The 16644-nt window shown below is 65.1% G+C and carries 15 protein-coding genes; 7 read left to right on the plus strand and 8 right to left on the minus strand.

The annotated features are described in order from the left end of the window. The first annotated feature begins 12 nt into the window (after positions 1 to 12). The 7 genes from dusB to hflX all read left to right on the plus strand — a co-directional run bounded on the left by dusB (position 13) and on the right by hflX (position 9625). Positions 13 to 1035 (plus strand): tRNA dihydrouridine synthase DusB, encoded by a 1023-nt coding sequence (dusB, locus tag V2I30_RS07655; RefSeq protein ID WP_330661524.1) that lies wholly within the window; start codon positions 13 to 15, stop codon positions 1033 to 1035. Positions 1036 to 1037: 2 nt separating this feature from the next. Further along, a complete protein-coding gene (locus tag V2I30_RS07660; RefSeq protein WP_330661525.1) occupies positions 1038 to 2153 on the plus strand; it encodes a two-component system sensor histidine kinase NtrB in 1116 nt (371 codons plus the stop codon). A gap of 12 nt (positions 2154 to 2165) precedes the next feature. Next, complete coding sequence (locus tag V2I30_RS07665) at positions 2166 to 3590, plus strand: sigma-54-dependent transcriptional regulator (protein WP_330661526.1); 1425 nt, start codon at positions 2166 to 2168, stop codon at positions 3588 to 3590. 186 nt (positions 3591 to 3776) lie between these two features. Continuing rightward, the gene (locus V2I30_RS07670) at positions 3777 to 5984 is read left to right on the plus strand and encodes a sensor histidine kinase (RefSeq protein ID WP_330661643.1); all 2208 of its coding nucleotides are present in this window, start codon (positions 3777 to 3779) and stop codon (positions 5982 to 5984) included. 70 nt (positions 5985 to 6054) lie between these two features. Further along, on the plus strand, positions 6055 to 7443 hold the full coding sequence (gene ntrX / locus V2I30_RS07675; RefSeq protein ID WP_330661527.1) for a nitrogen assimilation response regulator NtrX: 1389 nt from the start codon (positions 6055 to 6057) through the stop codon (positions 7441 to 7443). A 188-nt stretch (positions 7444 to 7631) separates the two neighbouring features. Next, complete coding sequence (gene hfq / locus V2I30_RS07680) at positions 7632 to 8309, plus strand: RNA chaperone Hfq (protein WP_330661528.1); 678 nt, start codon at positions 7632 to 7634, stop codon at positions 8307 to 8309. A gap of 17 nt (positions 8310 to 8326) precedes the next feature. Beyond that, on the plus strand, positions 8327 to 9625 hold the full coding sequence (hflX, locus tag V2I30_RS07685; protein WP_330661529.1) for a GTPase HflX: 1299 nt from the start codon (positions 8327 to 8329) through the stop codon (positions 9623 to 9625). Positions 9626 to 9638: 13 nt separating this feature from the next. On the opposite strand, the gene mazG is transcribed toward hflX, so the two are convergent. From mazG to V2I30_RS07725, 8 genes are all read right to left on the minus strand, one after another. After that, positions 9639 to 10427: a nucleoside triphosphate pyrophosphohydrolase gene (gene mazG / locus V2I30_RS07690; protein ID WP_330661530.1), complete on the minus strand. Its 789-nt coding sequence runs from the start codon at positions 10425 to 10427 to the stop codon at positions 9639 to 9641. A gap of 89 nt (positions 10428 to 10516) precedes the next feature. Next, on the minus strand, positions 10517 to 10699 hold the full coding sequence (locus V2I30_RS07695) for a hypothetical protein (protein ID WP_330661531.1): 183 nt from the start codon (positions 10697 to 10699) through the stop codon (positions 10517 to 10519). Beyond that, positions 10696 to 11478, minus strand: coding sequence for an MBL fold metallo-hydrolase (locus tag V2I30_RS07700; RefSeq protein WP_330661532.1), 783 nt, complete (start codon positions 11476 to 11478; stop codon positions 10696 to 10698). The genes V2I30_RS07695 and V2I30_RS07700 overlap by 4 nt, the downstream gene beginning before the upstream one ends. Further along, the gene (locus V2I30_RS07705) at positions 11475 to 12251 is read right to left on the minus strand and encodes a TatD family hydrolase (protein WP_330661533.1); all 777 of its coding nucleotides are present in this window, start codon (positions 12249 to 12251) and stop codon (positions 11475 to 11477) included. Before V2I30_RS07705 ends, V2I30_RS07700 begins: the two co-directional genes overlap by 4 nt. Beyond that, complete coding sequence (gene metG, locus V2I30_RS07710; RefSeq protein WP_330661535.1) at positions 12251 to 13822, minus strand: methionine--tRNA ligase; 1572 nt, start codon at positions 13820 to 13822, stop codon at positions 12251 to 12253. The genes V2I30_RS07705 and metG overlap by 1 nt, the downstream gene beginning before the upstream one ends. Continuing rightward, on the minus strand, positions 13812 to 14807 hold the full coding sequence (locus V2I30_RS07715; protein WP_330661536.1) for a DNA polymerase III subunit delta': 996 nt from the start codon (positions 14805 to 14807) through the stop codon (positions 13812 to 13814). Before V2I30_RS07715 ends, metG begins: the two co-directional genes overlap by 11 nt. Then, on the minus strand, positions 14804 to 15457 hold the full coding sequence (gene tmk, locus V2I30_RS07720; protein WP_330661644.1) for a dTMP kinase: 654 nt from the start codon (positions 15455 to 15457) through the stop codon (positions 14804 to 14806). Before tmk ends, V2I30_RS07715 begins: the two co-directional genes overlap by 4 nt. Next, positions 15454 to 16575, minus strand: a complete 1122-nt coding sequence (locus V2I30_RS07725; RefSeq protein ID WP_442896912.1) for a D-alanyl-D-alanine carboxypeptidase family protein — start codon at positions 16573 to 16575, stop codon at positions 15454 to 15456. Before V2I30_RS07725 ends, tmk begins: the two co-directional genes overlap by 4 nt. Between the last annotated feature and the right edge of the window lie 69 nt (positions 16576 to 16644).

A 16644-nucleotide genomic window follows, 5' to 3' on the forward strand; every position in this document is an offset into this window, starting at 1 on the left:
CTCTTCCCCGTCATGGCCACGCCCCCCCTTCCTCCCGCCCTGAAGCCGATCCGCATCGGCCCGGTCCAGATCGACGAGCCCGTCCTGCTCGCGCCGATGACGGGCGTCACCGACATGCCGTTCCGCACGCTCGTGCGCCGCTATGGCTCGGGTCTCAACGTTACCGAGATGATCGCCAGCGAAGCCGCGATCCGCGAGACGCGCCAGTCGGTGCAGAAAGCGGAGTGGGACAAGACCGAGGAGCCCGTCTCGATGCAGCTGGTCGGCTGCGATCCGGCAAGCATGGCGGAGGCCGCCAAACTCCAGGAAGGGAACGGCGCGGCGATCATCGACATCAATTTCGGCTGTCCGGTGCGTAAGGTCGTCGGCCAGCTCGCCGGCAGCGCCCTGATGCGCGAGGTGCCGCTGGCGACGAAGCTAATGCAGGCGACGGTCGAGGCGGTCGACCTGCCGGTGACGGTCAAGATGCGGATGGGCTGGGACCATGCCAGCCTCAACGCCCCCGAACTCGCGCGGATCGCGGAAGGCCTGGGCGTGAAGATGATCACCGTCCACGGGCGCACGCGCAACCAGATGTATAAAGGCGAGGCCGACTGGTCCTTTATTCGCAAGGTGAAGGAAGCGGTCGATATCCCCGTCATCGTCAATGGCGATATCTCCACGATCGAGGATGCGGCGAAAGCGCTCGAACAATCGGGCGCCGACGGGCTGATGATCGGGCGCGGCGCCTATGGCAAGCCGTGGCTGCTGGGCCAGGTCATGCATTGGTGGCGCACCGGGCAAACGATCCCCACGCCCAGCTTCGATGAACAGCACGCGGTCCTCGTCGAGCATTACCACCGCATGCTCGACCATTACGGGCGCGATGTCGGGATCAAGATCGCGCGCAAGCATCTGGGCTGGTACACCAAGGGGATGCACGGTTCGGCCGAGTTCCGTAACCGCGCCAATTTCATCGACGATGCGGACGAGGTGCTTGGCGAGATCGACCGGTTCTACGAGCCTTTTCTCGGCCGCACCGCCAGGGCGGCGTGAGCATGGAGGGGGCTGGGGGGCCAGGCGCTTCCACGCAGGCAAAGCGCTTCACCGACCCCGCCCGCCCCGGCGCCGAAAGCCAGATCGCCGGGCTTATCTTCGCGTTGCTAGTCATCGATCCCGAAGGCCGGATCGCCGAGGCGAACCAGGCGGCGGAAAACTTGCTCGGCCTCGGCGTCAGACGGATGGTCGGACGCGGCCTCACCGAGATTGTCGGCCCGCTCGATGCCCGGGTCGAATATCGGCTCGGCGACAACGAGGCGGCGCTGGTCGCCCGCGACATTGCCATCGCCGCAGCGGGCGCGGAAAAGCGCATCAACATGACCGTCTCCGCGCTCGGCACGCATCCAGGCTGGCGAGTTGTCACCCTGTCCGACACGGGGCACGGCGAGGCCGGCGGGGACGACGACGCCACATCCTCGCGCGGCGCACCCTCGATCCTCGCGCATGAGATCAAGAACCCGCTCGCCGCGATCCGCGGAGCGGCGCAGCTGGCGGCGCGCAAGCTGCCGCTCGCCGACAAGAAACTCGCGCGCATGATCACCGACGAGGTGGATCGGATCGCGCGCCTGATCGATCGGATGCAGCAGCTGGGCGCGCGTGGCAGCGAGGCGTGCGAGCCGTGCAACCCGCATGAGGCGATCCGCTCCGCCATCGCCACCCTGCGGGCCGGGAACGGACCGGACGTACCGATCTGCGAGGAATTCGACCCCTCGCTCCCGCCCGTGCTCGCCAATCGCGACGCGCTCGAACAGGTGCTGCTCAACCTTATCGCCAATGCGCGCGAGGCGGCGTCGGGCGAGCCCGAGGCGCGGGTGAGTGTGCAGACTCGCTTCGTCAGCGGCTTCGCCTTCAGCGCCGTGCGGCTCGGCCGCGCGGTGCGCCTGCCGATCGAAATCACCGTCAGTGACAATGGCGCGGGGATCGATCCGGCGCTGCGCGACCATATCTTCGACCCCTTCGTCTCGTCCAAACCGTCCGGGCAGGGGCTCGGCCTCGCGCTCGTGCGCAAGCTGGTGCGCGACATGAACGGTTCGATCAGCCACGAGCGCGATGGCCGTGCGGGCCTCACCCATTTCCGCCTGCACCTGCCGCTCGCCGAATCCCCAAGGTCGTAAGGAAGCGCAACAATGCCCGGTTCGATACTCCTGGTGGAAGACGACAGCGCCATCGCCACCGTCATCACCGCCGCGCTCGAGGACGAGGGGTTCGAGCTGGCGCGCTGTGCTTCGATAAAGGAGCGCGATGCGCTGCTCGCATCGCAGGAATTCGACTTGATGCTGAGCGACGTGGTGCTCGAGGACGGCGACGGGCTCGAAAGCCTAGCCGCGGTGCGCGAGGTGGCGTCCGATATGCCCGTCATCGTGCTGAGCGCGCAGAACACGCTCGACACGGCGGTGCGCGCGAGCGAGCGCGAGGCCTTCGAATATTTTCCCAAACCCTTCGATCTCGACGAACTGGTGCGCGCGGTGTGGCAGGCGGTGGGGCCACGGAGCGAGGACGAGGCCGCTGGCGGACCGCGCGAGGGCGACGGCATGCCGCTGGTCGGGCGCAGTCCGGCGATGCAGGGTGTCTACCGGATGATCACGCGGGTCCTGCGCAACGATCTGACCGTGCTCGTCACCGGCGAAAGCGGCACCGGCAAGGAGCTGGTCGCAGAGGCCATCCATCAACTCGGCAGCCGCCGCACGGGTCCCTTCGTGCCCGTAAACACCGCCGCCATCCCGCACGACCTGATCGAAAGCGAGCTGTTCGGACACGAGAAAGGCGCCTTCACCGGAGCGGTCGCGCAGGCGATCGGCAAGTTCGAGCAGGCCAATGGCGGCACCCTGTTTCTGGACGAGATCGGCGACATGCCCGCCGAAGCGCAGACCCGGCTGCTGCGCGCGCTGCAATCGGGGCGTATCCGGCGCGTGGGTGGACGCCAGGAGATCGCGGTCGACGTGCGCATCATCGCGGCGACCAATCGCGATCTCGTCCCGATGATCGAGGCAGGCGGGTTTCGCGAAGACCTCTATTACCGGCTGAACGTTGTCCCGATCGAGCTTCCGCCGCTGCGCGATCGCCGCGAGGACATTGAGGTGCTGGCCCAGCATTTCTTGGGCCTCGCGGCGGAGGATGGCCTGCCGCGCCGGCAATTGTCGCAGGGCGCACTTGCCGCTCTGGAAAACCGTTACTGGCGCGGGAATGTGCGCGAGCTAAAAAACGTGATCTACCGGCTCGCCTTGATGAGCCGCGATGACGTGATCGATGAGGACAGCCTCGGCGACGCGCTCGGCGACGAGCGTCCGCTGGCCGGGGAGGGTGAGGGCGAAGCGAAGAATCAGATCGCGCTGGCGCTGGAAAGCTGGATCGCACGCGAAGAGCCGGCGGCCGGCGCGCTTTATGCGGGCGCGATCGCCGCATTCGAAAAGCCGCTGCTCGAACATGCGTTGGGCCGGACGGGCGGCAACCAGCTGCGCGCGGCCAAGCTGCTCGGCATCAATCGCAACACTTTGCGCAAGCGGATTACCGACCTCAAGATCGAACCTGACCGCTTTGCCAGACCAGTCTGACGCACAATCGCGACTTTAATGTCACTTTTGACTTGCACGTTTGCAACAGGCTGGCTGTAACGGGCAAGAATGGAGAGTTCGATCGCCCCGACAGGTGCGACGCCGATGGCGTCCGGCGAGATTGCGTCGCCCGACAGGCGCGAACATACGCCCGCGCCATCAACCTCTCCGCCCGGCGAAAGCGACATGTCCGATATAAGGCACTCGCCACGCTGGCGCCGACGCTTCGCCGTTATCGCGCGCCGCGCGAATGTCATCCGCCTGCTCGAAATCGCTGCGCTGATCGCGCTGATCGCGGCGGTTATCGGCAATTATATCGCCTATTCGGGCGAACCGGAGAAGGAGGGCGCGCTGCCCTCCCTTCAGGTTTCGCTGCTACTGGTCGCGGTGTTGGTGCCCGCTATGACCATCCTCGTATTAATCGGGCGCCGCCTCGCCATGAGCCGCGCAGCGGGCAGCACGGCGCGGCTGCATGTCCGGCTCGTCTTCTTCTTCTCGGTGCTCGCCGCGGTTCCCACGCTGCTTGTCGCGGGCTTCGCCGCCTTCCTGTTCCAGACCGGGGTCGCCTTCTGGTTTTCCGACGATTCGCGCGGGCTCCTCGAGAACGCCAATCAGCTCGCCCAGAGCTATTACGATTCGAACCAGCGCGACGTCGAGCAGCACACCATCACCATGGCGGTCGATATGGGCGACATCCTGCGCCGCGTTCCGCTCAGCGATCCCGACTTCCCCGATTTCTATGCCTTCCAGGCGCAGGGCCGCGAGATTAGCGAAAGCGCGATCCTCCAGCGCCTGCCTGACGGCAGCCTTCGCACCGCGGCGATCATAAATCTGATGGAGGACAACAGCCCGCTCGCATTCAGTGCCGCCGCATTACCTGAGCTCGATCAAGGGCAATTCGTGGTCGTCGAAGGCAGCGCCGAGCGCATCGCGGCGATCGCGCCGATCGACCGGGAGAGCGGCATCTACCTCTATAACGCCCGCACCACCGAGGAGACGATGTTCAATTCCTGGGAGCGGGCGCAGGCGATCGGCACCGCTTACGAAACCCTCACCCGCGAGGCTCGCACCTTGCAGCTGCGCTTCAACGTCGCGCTGGTCGCGGTGAGCCTGCTGCTGGTCGGCATGGCGGTGTGGTTCGCGCTGCGCTTCGCCGATCGGCAGGTCGAGCCGCTGACCGATCTGGTCGGCGCGGCGCGCAAGGTGGGGCAGGGCAATTTCGCGCTGCGGGTCGAAGGGCGCACCGGCTCTGACGAGATCGGCCTGTTGAACCGCGCCTTCAACCGCATGACCGCGCAGCTCGAAAAACAGACCGACGCGCTGGTCAGCGCCAACCGCCAGATCGACGATCGGCGCGCCTTCATGGAAGCGGTGCTGCAATCGGTGACGGCCGGGGTGATCTCGGTCGACGACGAAAACCGCGTGCTGCTGGTCAACGGATCGGCGCAGGCGCTGCTGTCGCAAGGGGACGAGGGGCCGCTGGAAGGGCAGTCGCTTGGCGCGCTTTCGCCCGAGATCGACCAGATGGTGCGCGATTCCCGCGAACGCGCGATAGTCACTCATGCCAAGAATGGCGAACTCTCAACCCTCGCGGTCAAGGTCGCGCCCGGCACCAGCGGCAGCGTGATTACCTTCGAGGACATTACCCGCCAGTTGCTCGATCAGCGCCAGGCCGCCTGGTCGGACGTCGCGCGGCGGATCGCGCATGAGATCAAGAACCCGCTGACCCCGATCCAGCTGGCGACCGAGCGTTTGAAGCGCCGCTATCGCAAGCAGATCGAGCCCGAGGACGAGGCCCTGTTCGACGAGCTGACCAGCACGATCGTGCGCCAGGTCGGCGATCTCAGGAAAATGGTCGACGAATTTTCCTCCTTCGCGCGGCTGCCCAAGCCCGTCTTCCGCGCCGAGGACGCGCTCGACCTGGTGCGTCAGGCGGTGTTCCTGCAGGAGGTCGCGCATCCCGCCATCGCCTTCGCGATCTCGCCAGACGAGTTGAGCGAACGCGAGATCCATTGCGATCGCCATCAGCTCGGTCAGGCGATGACCAACGTCCTCAAGAATGCCGTCGAAGCGGTGGAGGCGCGCGCGGAGCGAGAGGCGCACGACGAGAGTGCCGATTACCGGGGCGCGATCGGGGTCACGATGCGTGACGATGGCCCGCGCATCGCGATCGTCGTCGAGGATAACGGCATCGGCCTGCCGCAAGATCGCGAGCGGATCGTCGAACCCTATGTCACCACGCGCGAAAAAGGCACCGGCCTCGGCCTCGCCATCGTTCGCAAGATCGTCGAAGAACATGGCGGGGACATGAGCTTTGCCAGCGCCGAGAACGGCGGCACGCGCGTGACCTTGCGCTTCGCCCGCAATCCCGAACCTGACGTGGAGCACAGTTGATGCACCGTCACGGCCTCGTCCCCCGCGCACACCGCCCATTCGAAACACCACTGCCCGATAGGAGACGCCGATGGCGCTCGATATTCTAATTGTCGACGACGAACGCGATATTCGCGAATTGGTGGCAGGCGTTCTCGGCGACGAAGGTTACGAATGCCGCACCGCCGCCGATTCAACCAGCGCGCTGGCCGCGGTTGACGAACGCCGGCCCAGCCTCGTCCTGCTCGACGTGTGGCTGCACGGCAGCGATATGGACGGGCTCGAAACGCTCGATGCGATCAAGGTCCGCGAGCCCGATCTGCCGGTCATCATCTTTTCGGGCCATGGCAATATCGACACCGCCGTCTCTGCTGTGGGGCGCGGGGCGATGGACTTCATCGAGAAGCCGTTCGAGGCCGAACGCTTGCTGCTGCTGGTCGAACGGGCGACCGAAACCGAGCGGCTGCGGCGCGAGAACAGCCAGCTGCGTGGATCGAGCTGGAATAGCGGCGATTTCACCGGCAATTCGCCCGCGATCAACACGGTGCGGGCCACGCTCAAGCGAGTAGCCAACACCGGCAGCCGGGTGCTCATTTCCGGCCCCGCTGGCGCCGGGAAGGAAGTCGCCGCGCGGATGTTGCATGGCTGGAGCAACCGGGCGCAGGGGGCGTTCGTGCTGGTCAATTCGGCGCGTATCACACCCGAACGCTTCGAGCAGGAGCTGTTCGGCGAGGAAGCGGGCGGCAAACAGGTGCGCCCGGGCCTGCTCGAAATGGCCGACGGCGGCACGCTCTATCTCGATGAGGTCGCCGACATGCCCCTGTCGACCCAGGCGCGCATATTGCGCGTACTGACCGAGCAGAGCTTCGTGCGCGTCGGCGGCATTCGCCAGATCGGGGTCGACGTGCGCGTCGTATCCTCGACTTCGCGCGATCTCGCGGTCGAGATGGAGGAGAAGCGCTTTCGCGAAGACCTGTTCTACCGGCTCAATGTCGTGCCGGTGGCAATCCCTTCGCTCGCTGATCGGCGCGACGATATCCCTGCGCTCGCCGAACATTTCTTCACCCGTTATTCGAGCGATCAGGGTATTGCCCCGCCCGAAATCAGCGAAGAGGCGATGGCCGCGCTCCAGGCCTATGACTGGCCGGGCAATGTGCGCCAGCTGCGCAACGTCGTCGAGCGCACAATCATCATGACCCCGCGCGAGCGGCTGACCGTGGTCGAGACCGACATGTTGCCGAGCGAGATCACCGGCGGGCGGCTTGCAGGGCAGGGCGCGGGCCTCACGACCATGATGGGGGTGCCCCTGCGCGAGGCGCGCGAGAGTTTCGAGCGAGAATATCTCTCGATCCAGATCCGCCGCTTTTCAGGCAACATCTCCAAGACGGCGACCTTCATCGGCATGGAACGCTCGGCCCTGCATCGCAAGCTGAAGCTGCTCGGCATGGCCGAACGGCGCGAGGCGCATCGCAAGGGATAGATCCGCTCTTTCCCGCGGTGCCCGTCATCGAACCGCAATGGCGCTGCGCTCAATAGAAGCGTTGCGCCCCTTCGCTGGGTTCGGCATGATGTCGGATGAATTGCGACTGGACAACCTATACGTAGGGCGGTCCAGCGCGATGCCGCCCGCGGACCGTAAGGACGGCCGCCAAGAACAGGAGCACTGCAATGCCCACCTCCCGAACCCTCTCACCGCGCCCCCGCCCGAACCGTTCCGAGGGGGAGGGCGGCGCGCCGCAGCGTGGCAGCGGCGGTGGTAGCGGTGGCGGTGGCGGCGGGAAGGCGCAGGGGAGCCTGCAGGACGCCTTCCTCAATCTCCTGCGCAAGAACAAGGTCCCGGTGACGATGTTCCTCGTCAAGGGTGTGAAGCTTCAGGGGATCGTCACCTGGTTCGACAATTTCTCGATCCTGCTGCGCCGCGACGGACAGTCGCAGCTCGTCTACAAGCATGCGGTCTCCACCATCATGCCCAGCGGGGCCGTTGATGCTGGGCAGTTCGAAAACCGCACGGCATCCGGCAAGCACCGCCTGCTGCAGGATGTGTTCCTCAGCCGAGTGAGCGAGGCGCATGTCCAGGTGACGATGTTCCTCGTCAACGGCGTTATGCTCCAGGGGCGGATCGCTGCCTACGATCTGTTCTGCATGCTGCTCGAACGCGACGGCGCGGTTCAGCTCGCCTACAAGCACGCCGTCTCCACCATCCAGCCGGCCAGCCCGGTCGATCTTTCTGAAGGGGGAGGCGAGAAGGCCGGGGCGGAAGCGGACGATTTCGACGGTGACGACGCCTATGATGATGACGGCGACGATGGCGACGATGGCGACGGCGAATATGGGGCCGACTACTGAGCTTCGATGAAACCTTGATGGACGAGGTGACGCGCGGAGCGCGCTGCCTCGTCGTGTGCCCGGATATCCGCAGCGCCAGCTACGATCTCGATGCCGCCGAACGGCTCGCCGAGGCCGAGGGATTGGCGCTCGCGATCGGCGTGGTCATCGCCCATTCGATGATTCTTCCCATCCGCCAGATGCAGCCAAACACGCTGTTCGGATCGGGCCAGGTCGAGAATATCGCGGTGCTGTGCGAACAGCATGAGTGCGAACTCGTCATCGTCGACGGCGCGCTGAGTCCGATCCAGCAGCGCAATCTCGAAGACAGGCTGAAGCGCAAGGTGATCGACCGCACCGGACTGATCCTCGAGATCTTCGGTGAACGCGCAGCTACCGCGGAAGGGCGCCTGCAGGTCGAGCTGGCGCATCTCGATTACCAGCAAAGCCGCCTGGTGCGCAGCTGGACCCACCTTGAGCGGCAACGCGGTGGCTTCGGCTTTCTCGGCGGACCCGGCGAAACCCAGATCGAGGCCGACCGCCGGATGATCCGGCAGCGCATGGCGCGCCTTCGCCGCGAACTCGAACAGGTCCGCAAGACCCGGGCGCTCCACCGCGAACGTCGCGGGCGAGCGCCCTGGCCGGTGATCGCGTTGGTCGGATATACCAATGCGGGCAAATCGACGCTCTTCAATCGGTTGACCGGCGCCGAAGTGATGGCCGAGGATCTGCTCTTCGCAACGCTCGATCCCACGATGCGCGCGATCGGCCTGCCCGGCGTTGAAAAGGCGATCCTTTCGGACACCGTGGGCTTCATCTCCGACCTGCCGACCCAGCTCGTCGCCGCCTTTCGCGCGACGCTCGAGGAGGTAACGGGCGCCGACGTCATCTGTCACGTGCGCGACATGGCAAATCCTGCATATGCGGCGCAGAAGAAGCAGGTGATGGACGTGCTCGCCGATCTCGAAGTCGTCGACCGTGAGACCGGCGAGAGCGCGGTGCCGATCCTCGAAGTTTGGAACAAGGCGGACCTCCTGGACGAGGATCGCCACGCTGCGTTGCGCGATGCTGCCGATGCTCAGGACGCCGTGCTGGTTTCGGCGGCGAGCGGGGCCGGCATGGAGGAGTTCGAGGCCGCGATCGCCGAATTGCTGACCGAGCAAGCGAAAGAAGTGACGCTGACCGTGCCCCTTTCCGACGGACGCAAGATTGCCTGGCTGCATGCGCATGGCGACGTCCTGGACGAGGCCGATGCCGGGGAAGGGGAGGAGGGCCCTCTGCGGCGGATGATCGTGCGGCTGAACCCTAAGGAATTGGGTCAATTCGCAAGCCTATAGCACTGTAAGAAGCTTATTTTTCCGAACGCTTGACGGCCTGCCAATAGCCTTCCTGCGCTTCGAGGCTCAGCGCGCCGAAGTCCGCGCCATCGGCCCGTGCGAAGGCTTCCATCGCGCGAAAACGGCGCTCGAACTTGGCGTTGGACGCCTTAAGCGCGCTTTCCGCATCGACGCCGTAGCGCCGGACGATGTTGACCGCCACGAACAGGACGTCGCCGGCTTCGACAAGGCGTTCGTCGGGGCTCGCCGCATCCAATTCCTCAAGTTCTTCAGCGAGTTTATCACGCGGCCCCTTCTGGTCGTGCCATTCGAAGCCTACGCGTGCTGCCCGCTTTTGCAGCTTCTCGGATCGCATCAGGGCGGGAAGCGCCTTGGCAACACCGTCCATCGCGCTGCTCGCGCCATCATCTTCACGCTCGGCCGCCTTGATATCCTCCCAGCGCGCATTGTCCATCACGCCGGTCTCGTCGCCGAAGATATGCGGATGGCGCGCTTCCATTTTGTCGGAGATGGCGCGGGCGACATCGGCGAAACCGAAATGCCCGGCTTCTTCCGCCATTCGGGCATGAAAGACGACCTGGAGTAGCAGGTCGCCCAGTTCCGACTTGAGATCGGCCATATCGCGGCGCTCGATCGCGTCTGCGACTTCGTAGGCTTCCTCGATCGTGTAAGGCGCAATCGTGTCGAAGTCCTGCGCCACATCCCATTCGCAGCCGGTTTGCGGATCGCGCAGTCGCGCCATGATCGCCAGCAATCGCTCGATCTCGCTCGGGGGACTGGCCGTGGGCGTCGCGTCGTTCATAGATATGAGTCTTCCGTGGCCCGGTCCGCTAGATTGATAATATATATTATGTAAAATAATAGCATGGTGGTGTGTGGCCGGTGGCAGCCCTAGTTCGGCAGCGTTGCCCCCATCAGATCGGCGATGACGAACATTCCGGCGAAGATCGCCAGCCATACCAGTCCCAGTCGCACGATCTTGCTCCAGCCGAGGCGGAAGCTCGCCAGCGCGCCGCCCGCCAGGATCAGCCAGCCGAGCAGCGCCACAATCGAAACGATCGCGCCTTCGTTCATGCCTTCATCTCCAATCCGTCATAGCCCACGGTGACATGTTCGGGCACCTCGTCGCAAAGGCTGCGATAGTCCATGCTTTTGTCGAGATGGCTTAGCACAAGCCGACCGGCATTCGCGCGTTCCGCCAGCTCGATTGCCATTGCGAGATGCGCGTGGGTGGGATGCGGATCGCGGCGCAGGCAGTCACTGACCAGGATGTCGACGCTGCCAAATGTTTCAACCATCTCCTCGGAAATCTCCGAGAAATCCGTTGCATAGGCGATGGATTTACCATCGGCTTCGAAGCGGAAACCGGTCGTTTCGCCCGGGCCGTGCGCCATCTGACACCATTCGACTCCGAAGCCGGCGACGATGCGCAAACGCTCGAGCGTGTCGATGCTGCAGATGGTGGGATAACCGTCCTGTCCGGCGAAGACATAGCCGAAGCGCTGGCGCAGGCGGCGCACGGTTTCGCTCGAGGCGTATCCGGGAATAGGCCCACCACGGCCATATCGCATGACGCGCAGGTCATCGATCCCGTGGCAGTGATCGGCGTGGTCGTGCGTCCAGAAGACCGCGTCTACGCTGCCGATACGGTTCGCAAGCAATTGCGCGCGGCAGTCGGAAGAGGTGTCGATCAGAAGCCGGGCGCCCGCCTCGCTCTCGACCACTATCGAGACGCGCGTGCGTCGATTGCGCGGCTCCTCCGGATCGCAATTGCCCCAGTCGCCTCTGCCATCCTCTCCGCCCACGCGCGGCACGCCGGTCGACGTGCCCGAACCAAGCATGACGAGCTTCACAGCTTCGCTTTCGAAAACAGTTTCTTGAAGTTTGCCGTGGTTTGATCCGCAAGCTTTTCGGGTTCCGTCCCGCGCAGTTCCGCCACGAACCGCGCAGTGTCGGCGACATAGGCCGGTTCGCACACTTTTCCGCGATTGGGCACGGGCGCTAGAAACGGGCTGTCGGTTTCGACCAGCAGGCGATCTTCGGGTATTTCCTGCGCTGCGGCCTGTAAGTCCTTGGCATTCTTGAATGTTACGATCCCGGAAAGCGAGATCGTGAGACCCAGATCGAGCACCTTGCGCCCGAATTTGGCCGACGCGGTGAAGCAGTGAATGAGCGCCGGGAATGCCCCTTTCTGCATCTCGTCGCGGAGAATCTCGAAGGTGTCGTCCTCGGCATCGCGCGTGTGGATGATGATCGGAAGCCCGGTCTCGCGCGCCACGTCGATATGCATGCGAAAGAGTTTGGCCTGGGTGTCGCGGTCCGAATGCTCGTAGAAATAGTCGAGCCCGGTTTCCCCGATCGCGATGACGCGCGGGCTTTCGGTCGTGGCAAGCAGCACGTCGCGGCCCAGGTCCTCGTGCGGATCGGCCTCGTGTGGGTGGATGCCGACGCTTGCGAACACGTCGGGCTCGCGGGTCGCGGTGGCGACGACCTGTTCCCATTCGGCGCGCTTGGTCGAGATGTTGAGGAAGGCCCCAACCCCAGCCTCTCGCGCCCGCGCAAGGACGCCCGCCTGGTCTTCGACGAGGCCCTTATATTCGAGGTGGCAGTGGCTATCGACCAGCATCAGGCCGCCTCCTCTTCCGGCAATTCGAGCCGCGGGAAGATCGGGGTGGGTTTGCCGACCGTGAAGCCGCGCTCGACAAGGCGATTGTACCAGTCGGGATCGCGAATATTGGTGAAACCCCGCTCGTTTTCGGGGATACCGAGCTGGTCAAGCAGCAAAGCCGCCTTCATCGGCACGACGGGCTGGATGACGATGGCAAGGTCGCGCAAAGTCGCGAAAAGCGTCTGCAGCACCACCTTCATCCGCTCAGGATCGGTCTTTTTGAGCGCCCACGGTGCCTGTTCGTCGACATACTGGTTGCAGGCATAGACCGCCTTGATCCACGCCTCGATACCGACCGAAAAGGCGAGCTTCTCGAACTGTTCCGGCAATTCCTCCGCGCAAGCCTTGCGCACCATGCCGAGCAAATCCCAATCCGCCTCGGTCGGTTTGAATGTTGCAATTGCGCCGTCCATATTCTTGTGGATCATCGAGAGCGTGCGCTGCGCCAGATTACCGAAGCTGTTGGCCAGCTCCGCATTTGCGCGCGTGACGATGGCTTCGGCGGAATAGCTGCCGTCCTGCCCGAATGCGACTTCGCGCATCAGGAAATAGCGCAGCGCATCCACCCCGAACTCATCCGCGAGATCGAGCGGGTCGGTGACGTTGCCGAGCGACTTCGATTCCTTTTGCCCGCGATTGAGCAGAAATCCGTGGCCGAACACCGCCTTGGGTACGGGCAGCTTCGCGCTCATCAGGAACGCGGGCCAGTAGATCGTGTGAAACCGCACGATATCCTTGCCGATGAGGTGCAGATCGGCGGGCCAGAATGTGCGCATGTCCTCGGTGTCGTCGGGAAAGCCCAAGCCGGTGAGGTAATTGGTGAGCGCATCGACCCAGACATACATGACATGGTTGTCTGAACCGGGCACCTTCACGCCCCAATCGAAGCTGGTGCGGCTGACCGAAAGATCACGCAGACCCTGTTCAACGAAGGCAATCATCTCGTTGCGACGGCTTGCGGGCTCGAGGAAGCCGGGGCGTCTCAGCAGCTCCAGCAACGGCTTTTCGTATTTCGACAGGCGGAAGAACCAGCTTTCCTCGACCGTCCATTCGACCGGCGTGCCCTGCGGCGAGAGCTTTTCGCCGCCCTCGCCCTGCTCAAGCTCGCTTTCATCGTAATAGGCCTCGTCGCGCACCGAGTACCAGCCTTCGTAACGATCGAGATAGAGATCGCCGGTGTCTTCCATGCGGCGCCAGATTTCCTGGCTCGCGCGGTGGTGATCGTCCTCGACGGTGCGGATGAAACGATCATACGAGATGTTCAGTTTCTCGCCCATCTCCCGGAAATATCCCGACATTTCGTCGGCGAGGTCTCGCGGTGTCCGGCCCTGCTCTTCGGCCTTGCGCGCCATCTTCAGGCCATGTTCGTCGGTGCCGGTCTGAAAGCGCACCTCGCGCCCGCGCAGCCGCTGGAACCGGGCGATAACGTCGGCGGCGATCGCTTCGTAGGCGTGTCCGACATGCGGCCGGCCGTTGGGATAGTTGATCGCGGTGGTGACGTAATAGGGGGCGGTGTCGCTATCGGCCATGGGCAGGCTCGCTAGCCGGGGCGGCCCGCGCGAGCAAGCCGCCGATTTCGAGCGTCAGCAGCCCAGTGTCGAAATTGTAGGTCGGCGCCTTGGCCGCGAGCGTGCCAAGTTCGCCGTAGAGATCGGCGAGCTGCGCGCGATGAGCATGGCTGGCGGTGCTGCGCGCGGCGTCGGCGACAATGCGCTGAGCGAGGTCGAGCACCGCCTGCAACCGTTCGCGATCGGGGCGTGGGCCGATCATGCGCGCCAGGTCTGCGCGCTGGGAAAGGTCGCGGTCGCCGGCGGAGAGAATGTTGCGGATCAACCCCCCCATCGGCGCGAGCTCCTGCTCGGCGAAACGGATCGCGGCGCCAAGCGAACCGTCCGCCGCCTCGACTGCGGCGCGCCTGGCCTCGGGCGTCGCGGTGATCTCAGCCGCATCGAGCATTGCCGCAAGCTCTTGGTCACGTAGAACGGGGAAGCGCAGCATGCGGCAGCGCGAGCGGATCGTGGGCAGGAGTCGCGACGGACTGTGGGTGACGAGCAGGAAGAAAGTACCCGCGGGCGGTTCCTCGAGGCTCTTGAGCAGCGCGTTGGCGGCGCTTACTTCGAGGTCGTCCGCCGGGTCGATGACGATGGCGCGGCGTTCGCCGAGGGTCGGGCGGGTGGTCAGGCGCTTTTGCATGGTACGCACCTGGTCGACGCGGATGGAGCGCGCGCGTTCGTAGGGTTTACCCTCGGCGGCCGCGCGCGCTTCCTTGTCGTTGCGCGGGCCGTGCGTGAGCGTGATGATGTCGGGATGCGCGTCCGGTGATGGCGCGCCTTCGCTCGCAACCAGTTCGCGTGCGGCGGCGGCGGAGAAGGCGCGCTTGCCTAGCCCGCTCTTGCCGGCAAGGATCCAGCCGTGATGCATCCGCGTTCCGGCGAGCGCTGCGCGCCATTCGCGCCAGGCGGCGGCGTGGTTGGGCCATTCGAGCGGCAGCGCAGGGGTCTCGGGCGCGCTCATGCGGATGCCCGTTCGAGCAGTGGGGCGAGCGCGGTCATGACGCGCGCATGAACCTCGCCGGGCGATCCACCCCCGTCGATGCGCCGCACGCGGTCCGGGTCTTGCTCGGCGAAGCTGCGAAAGGCGCGCGCGACCTCGGCGTGATAGGCGGCGCTGCGTCCACCGATCGCATCGCTTACCTTGCCATCGCGCGCGGCAAGGCGGGCGGTCCGCACATCGTCATCCACTTCCAGTAGCAGCGTCAGGTCGGGTCTGAGATCGGCGCTGCCAAATTGGTGCAGGTGAAGGATGTCGGCATCGGCAAGTCCGCCCGCCCCGCCCTGATAGGCGCGACTCGAATCCAGGAAGCGATCGCTCAGCACCAAGTCGCCCCGCTCAAGCGCCGGCAGGATCAGCTGGTCCACGTGATCGGCGCGGGCGGCGGCGAAGAGCAGTGCTTCGGCCTCTCGCGTCCAGCCCTCGCCCGGCGGATCGAGCAACAGCGAACGGATCGCCTCGGCACCGGGAGTGCCGCCCGGTTCGCGCGTGGTGTTGACCGTGTGCCCCTGCGACCTCAGGGAATCGGCAAGCATGCGAACCTGCGTCGACTTGCCCGTCCCCTCCCCACCCTCGAAAGCGATGAAAATCCCCCGCGATCCGCCGGACTTCATGCGAACCACCCGGCGAGACCGTTCCACAGCCGTGCGAGCACACCCGCTTCGCCGACGCTTTCTTGGGCTTGCAGCATGATGCGCGCAGGCTCCATACCCGGCACTTCGACCACCAATGTTGCCACCTCGTCCCCGGCGGCAATCGGCGCGCGCAGGGGGCCGTCATAAACAATGCGGGCGGTGAGCTCTCCCGCCCGCCCCTTAGGCACGCTGACCGCGACGCTGCTATCCGCCGCCAGGGGCACCGAGCGCGCACTGCCGCGCTGGACCTGCGCCCTCGCGACGATCTCGCCTGCGTCAAACAGGGTCTTGCGTTCAAAGGCGCTGAAACCCCATTCGATGTAGTCGCGCGCCGCACGGGCCCGGACCGCGCTGCGATCGGCGCCGGCGACCACCAGAACGAGGCGCTGGCCATCGCGCGCAGCGGTGCCAAGGTAGCCGAAGCCCGCTTCGTTCGTGTAGCCGGTCTTGATCCCGTCCGCTCCGCGCACCCGCCCGATCAGCGGGTCGTGATTGTTTTGCGCGATGCCGTTATAGCCAAAGCCAGGTTTGCCGATGTAGCGCGCGAATTTGCGCGGGTGGCGGGCGATCATGGCGGTGGCGAGCGTCACCAGGTCGCGCGCGCTGGTAAAGGTCGCGCCTTCGTCGGGCCAGCCATTGGGCGTGCCAAAATGGCTGTCCTCCATTCCGAGCTCGCGCGTCCGCGCATTCATGCCCGCAAGCCAGCCCTCGAGCGATCCCGCCTGCCCTTCGGCGAGCATGATCGAGGCATCGTTTGCCGAGACATTGGCGATCCCCATCATCAGGATCTCCACCGGAATGCGATCCTTGGCGCCGATCCATAGGGTCGAGCCGCGCCCGTTCCATTCGCGCCACGCCTCGGGCCGCATCGTCATGACCTGGCGCGGATCGAGCGCGCCCTCCTCGATCAGTTCGAAGGCGTGGTAAAGCGTCATCACCTTGGTGATCGAGGCGGGGACGAAGCGCCTGTCCGCGGCGCGTTCGTGCAATATCTGCCCGCTCGTCACATCGACCAGCATCGCGATTGGCGCCTCCTCGGCAGAGGGAACGCGCGGGGTGCTGTCGTCCTGCGCGCGGACAGGTGCTGCCACGAGCATCGCAGCGAACGCGATCGTTATGATCGCCCAGACACCTCCCTGGACATCTCGCTGTGCTTGTATCGGTCT

The organism is Erythrobacter sp. (assembly GCF_036351135.1).
In the GTDB taxonomy this organism is placed as follows: domain Bacteria; phylum Pseudomonadota; class Alphaproteobacteria; order Sphingomonadales; family Sphingomonadaceae; genus Erythrobacter.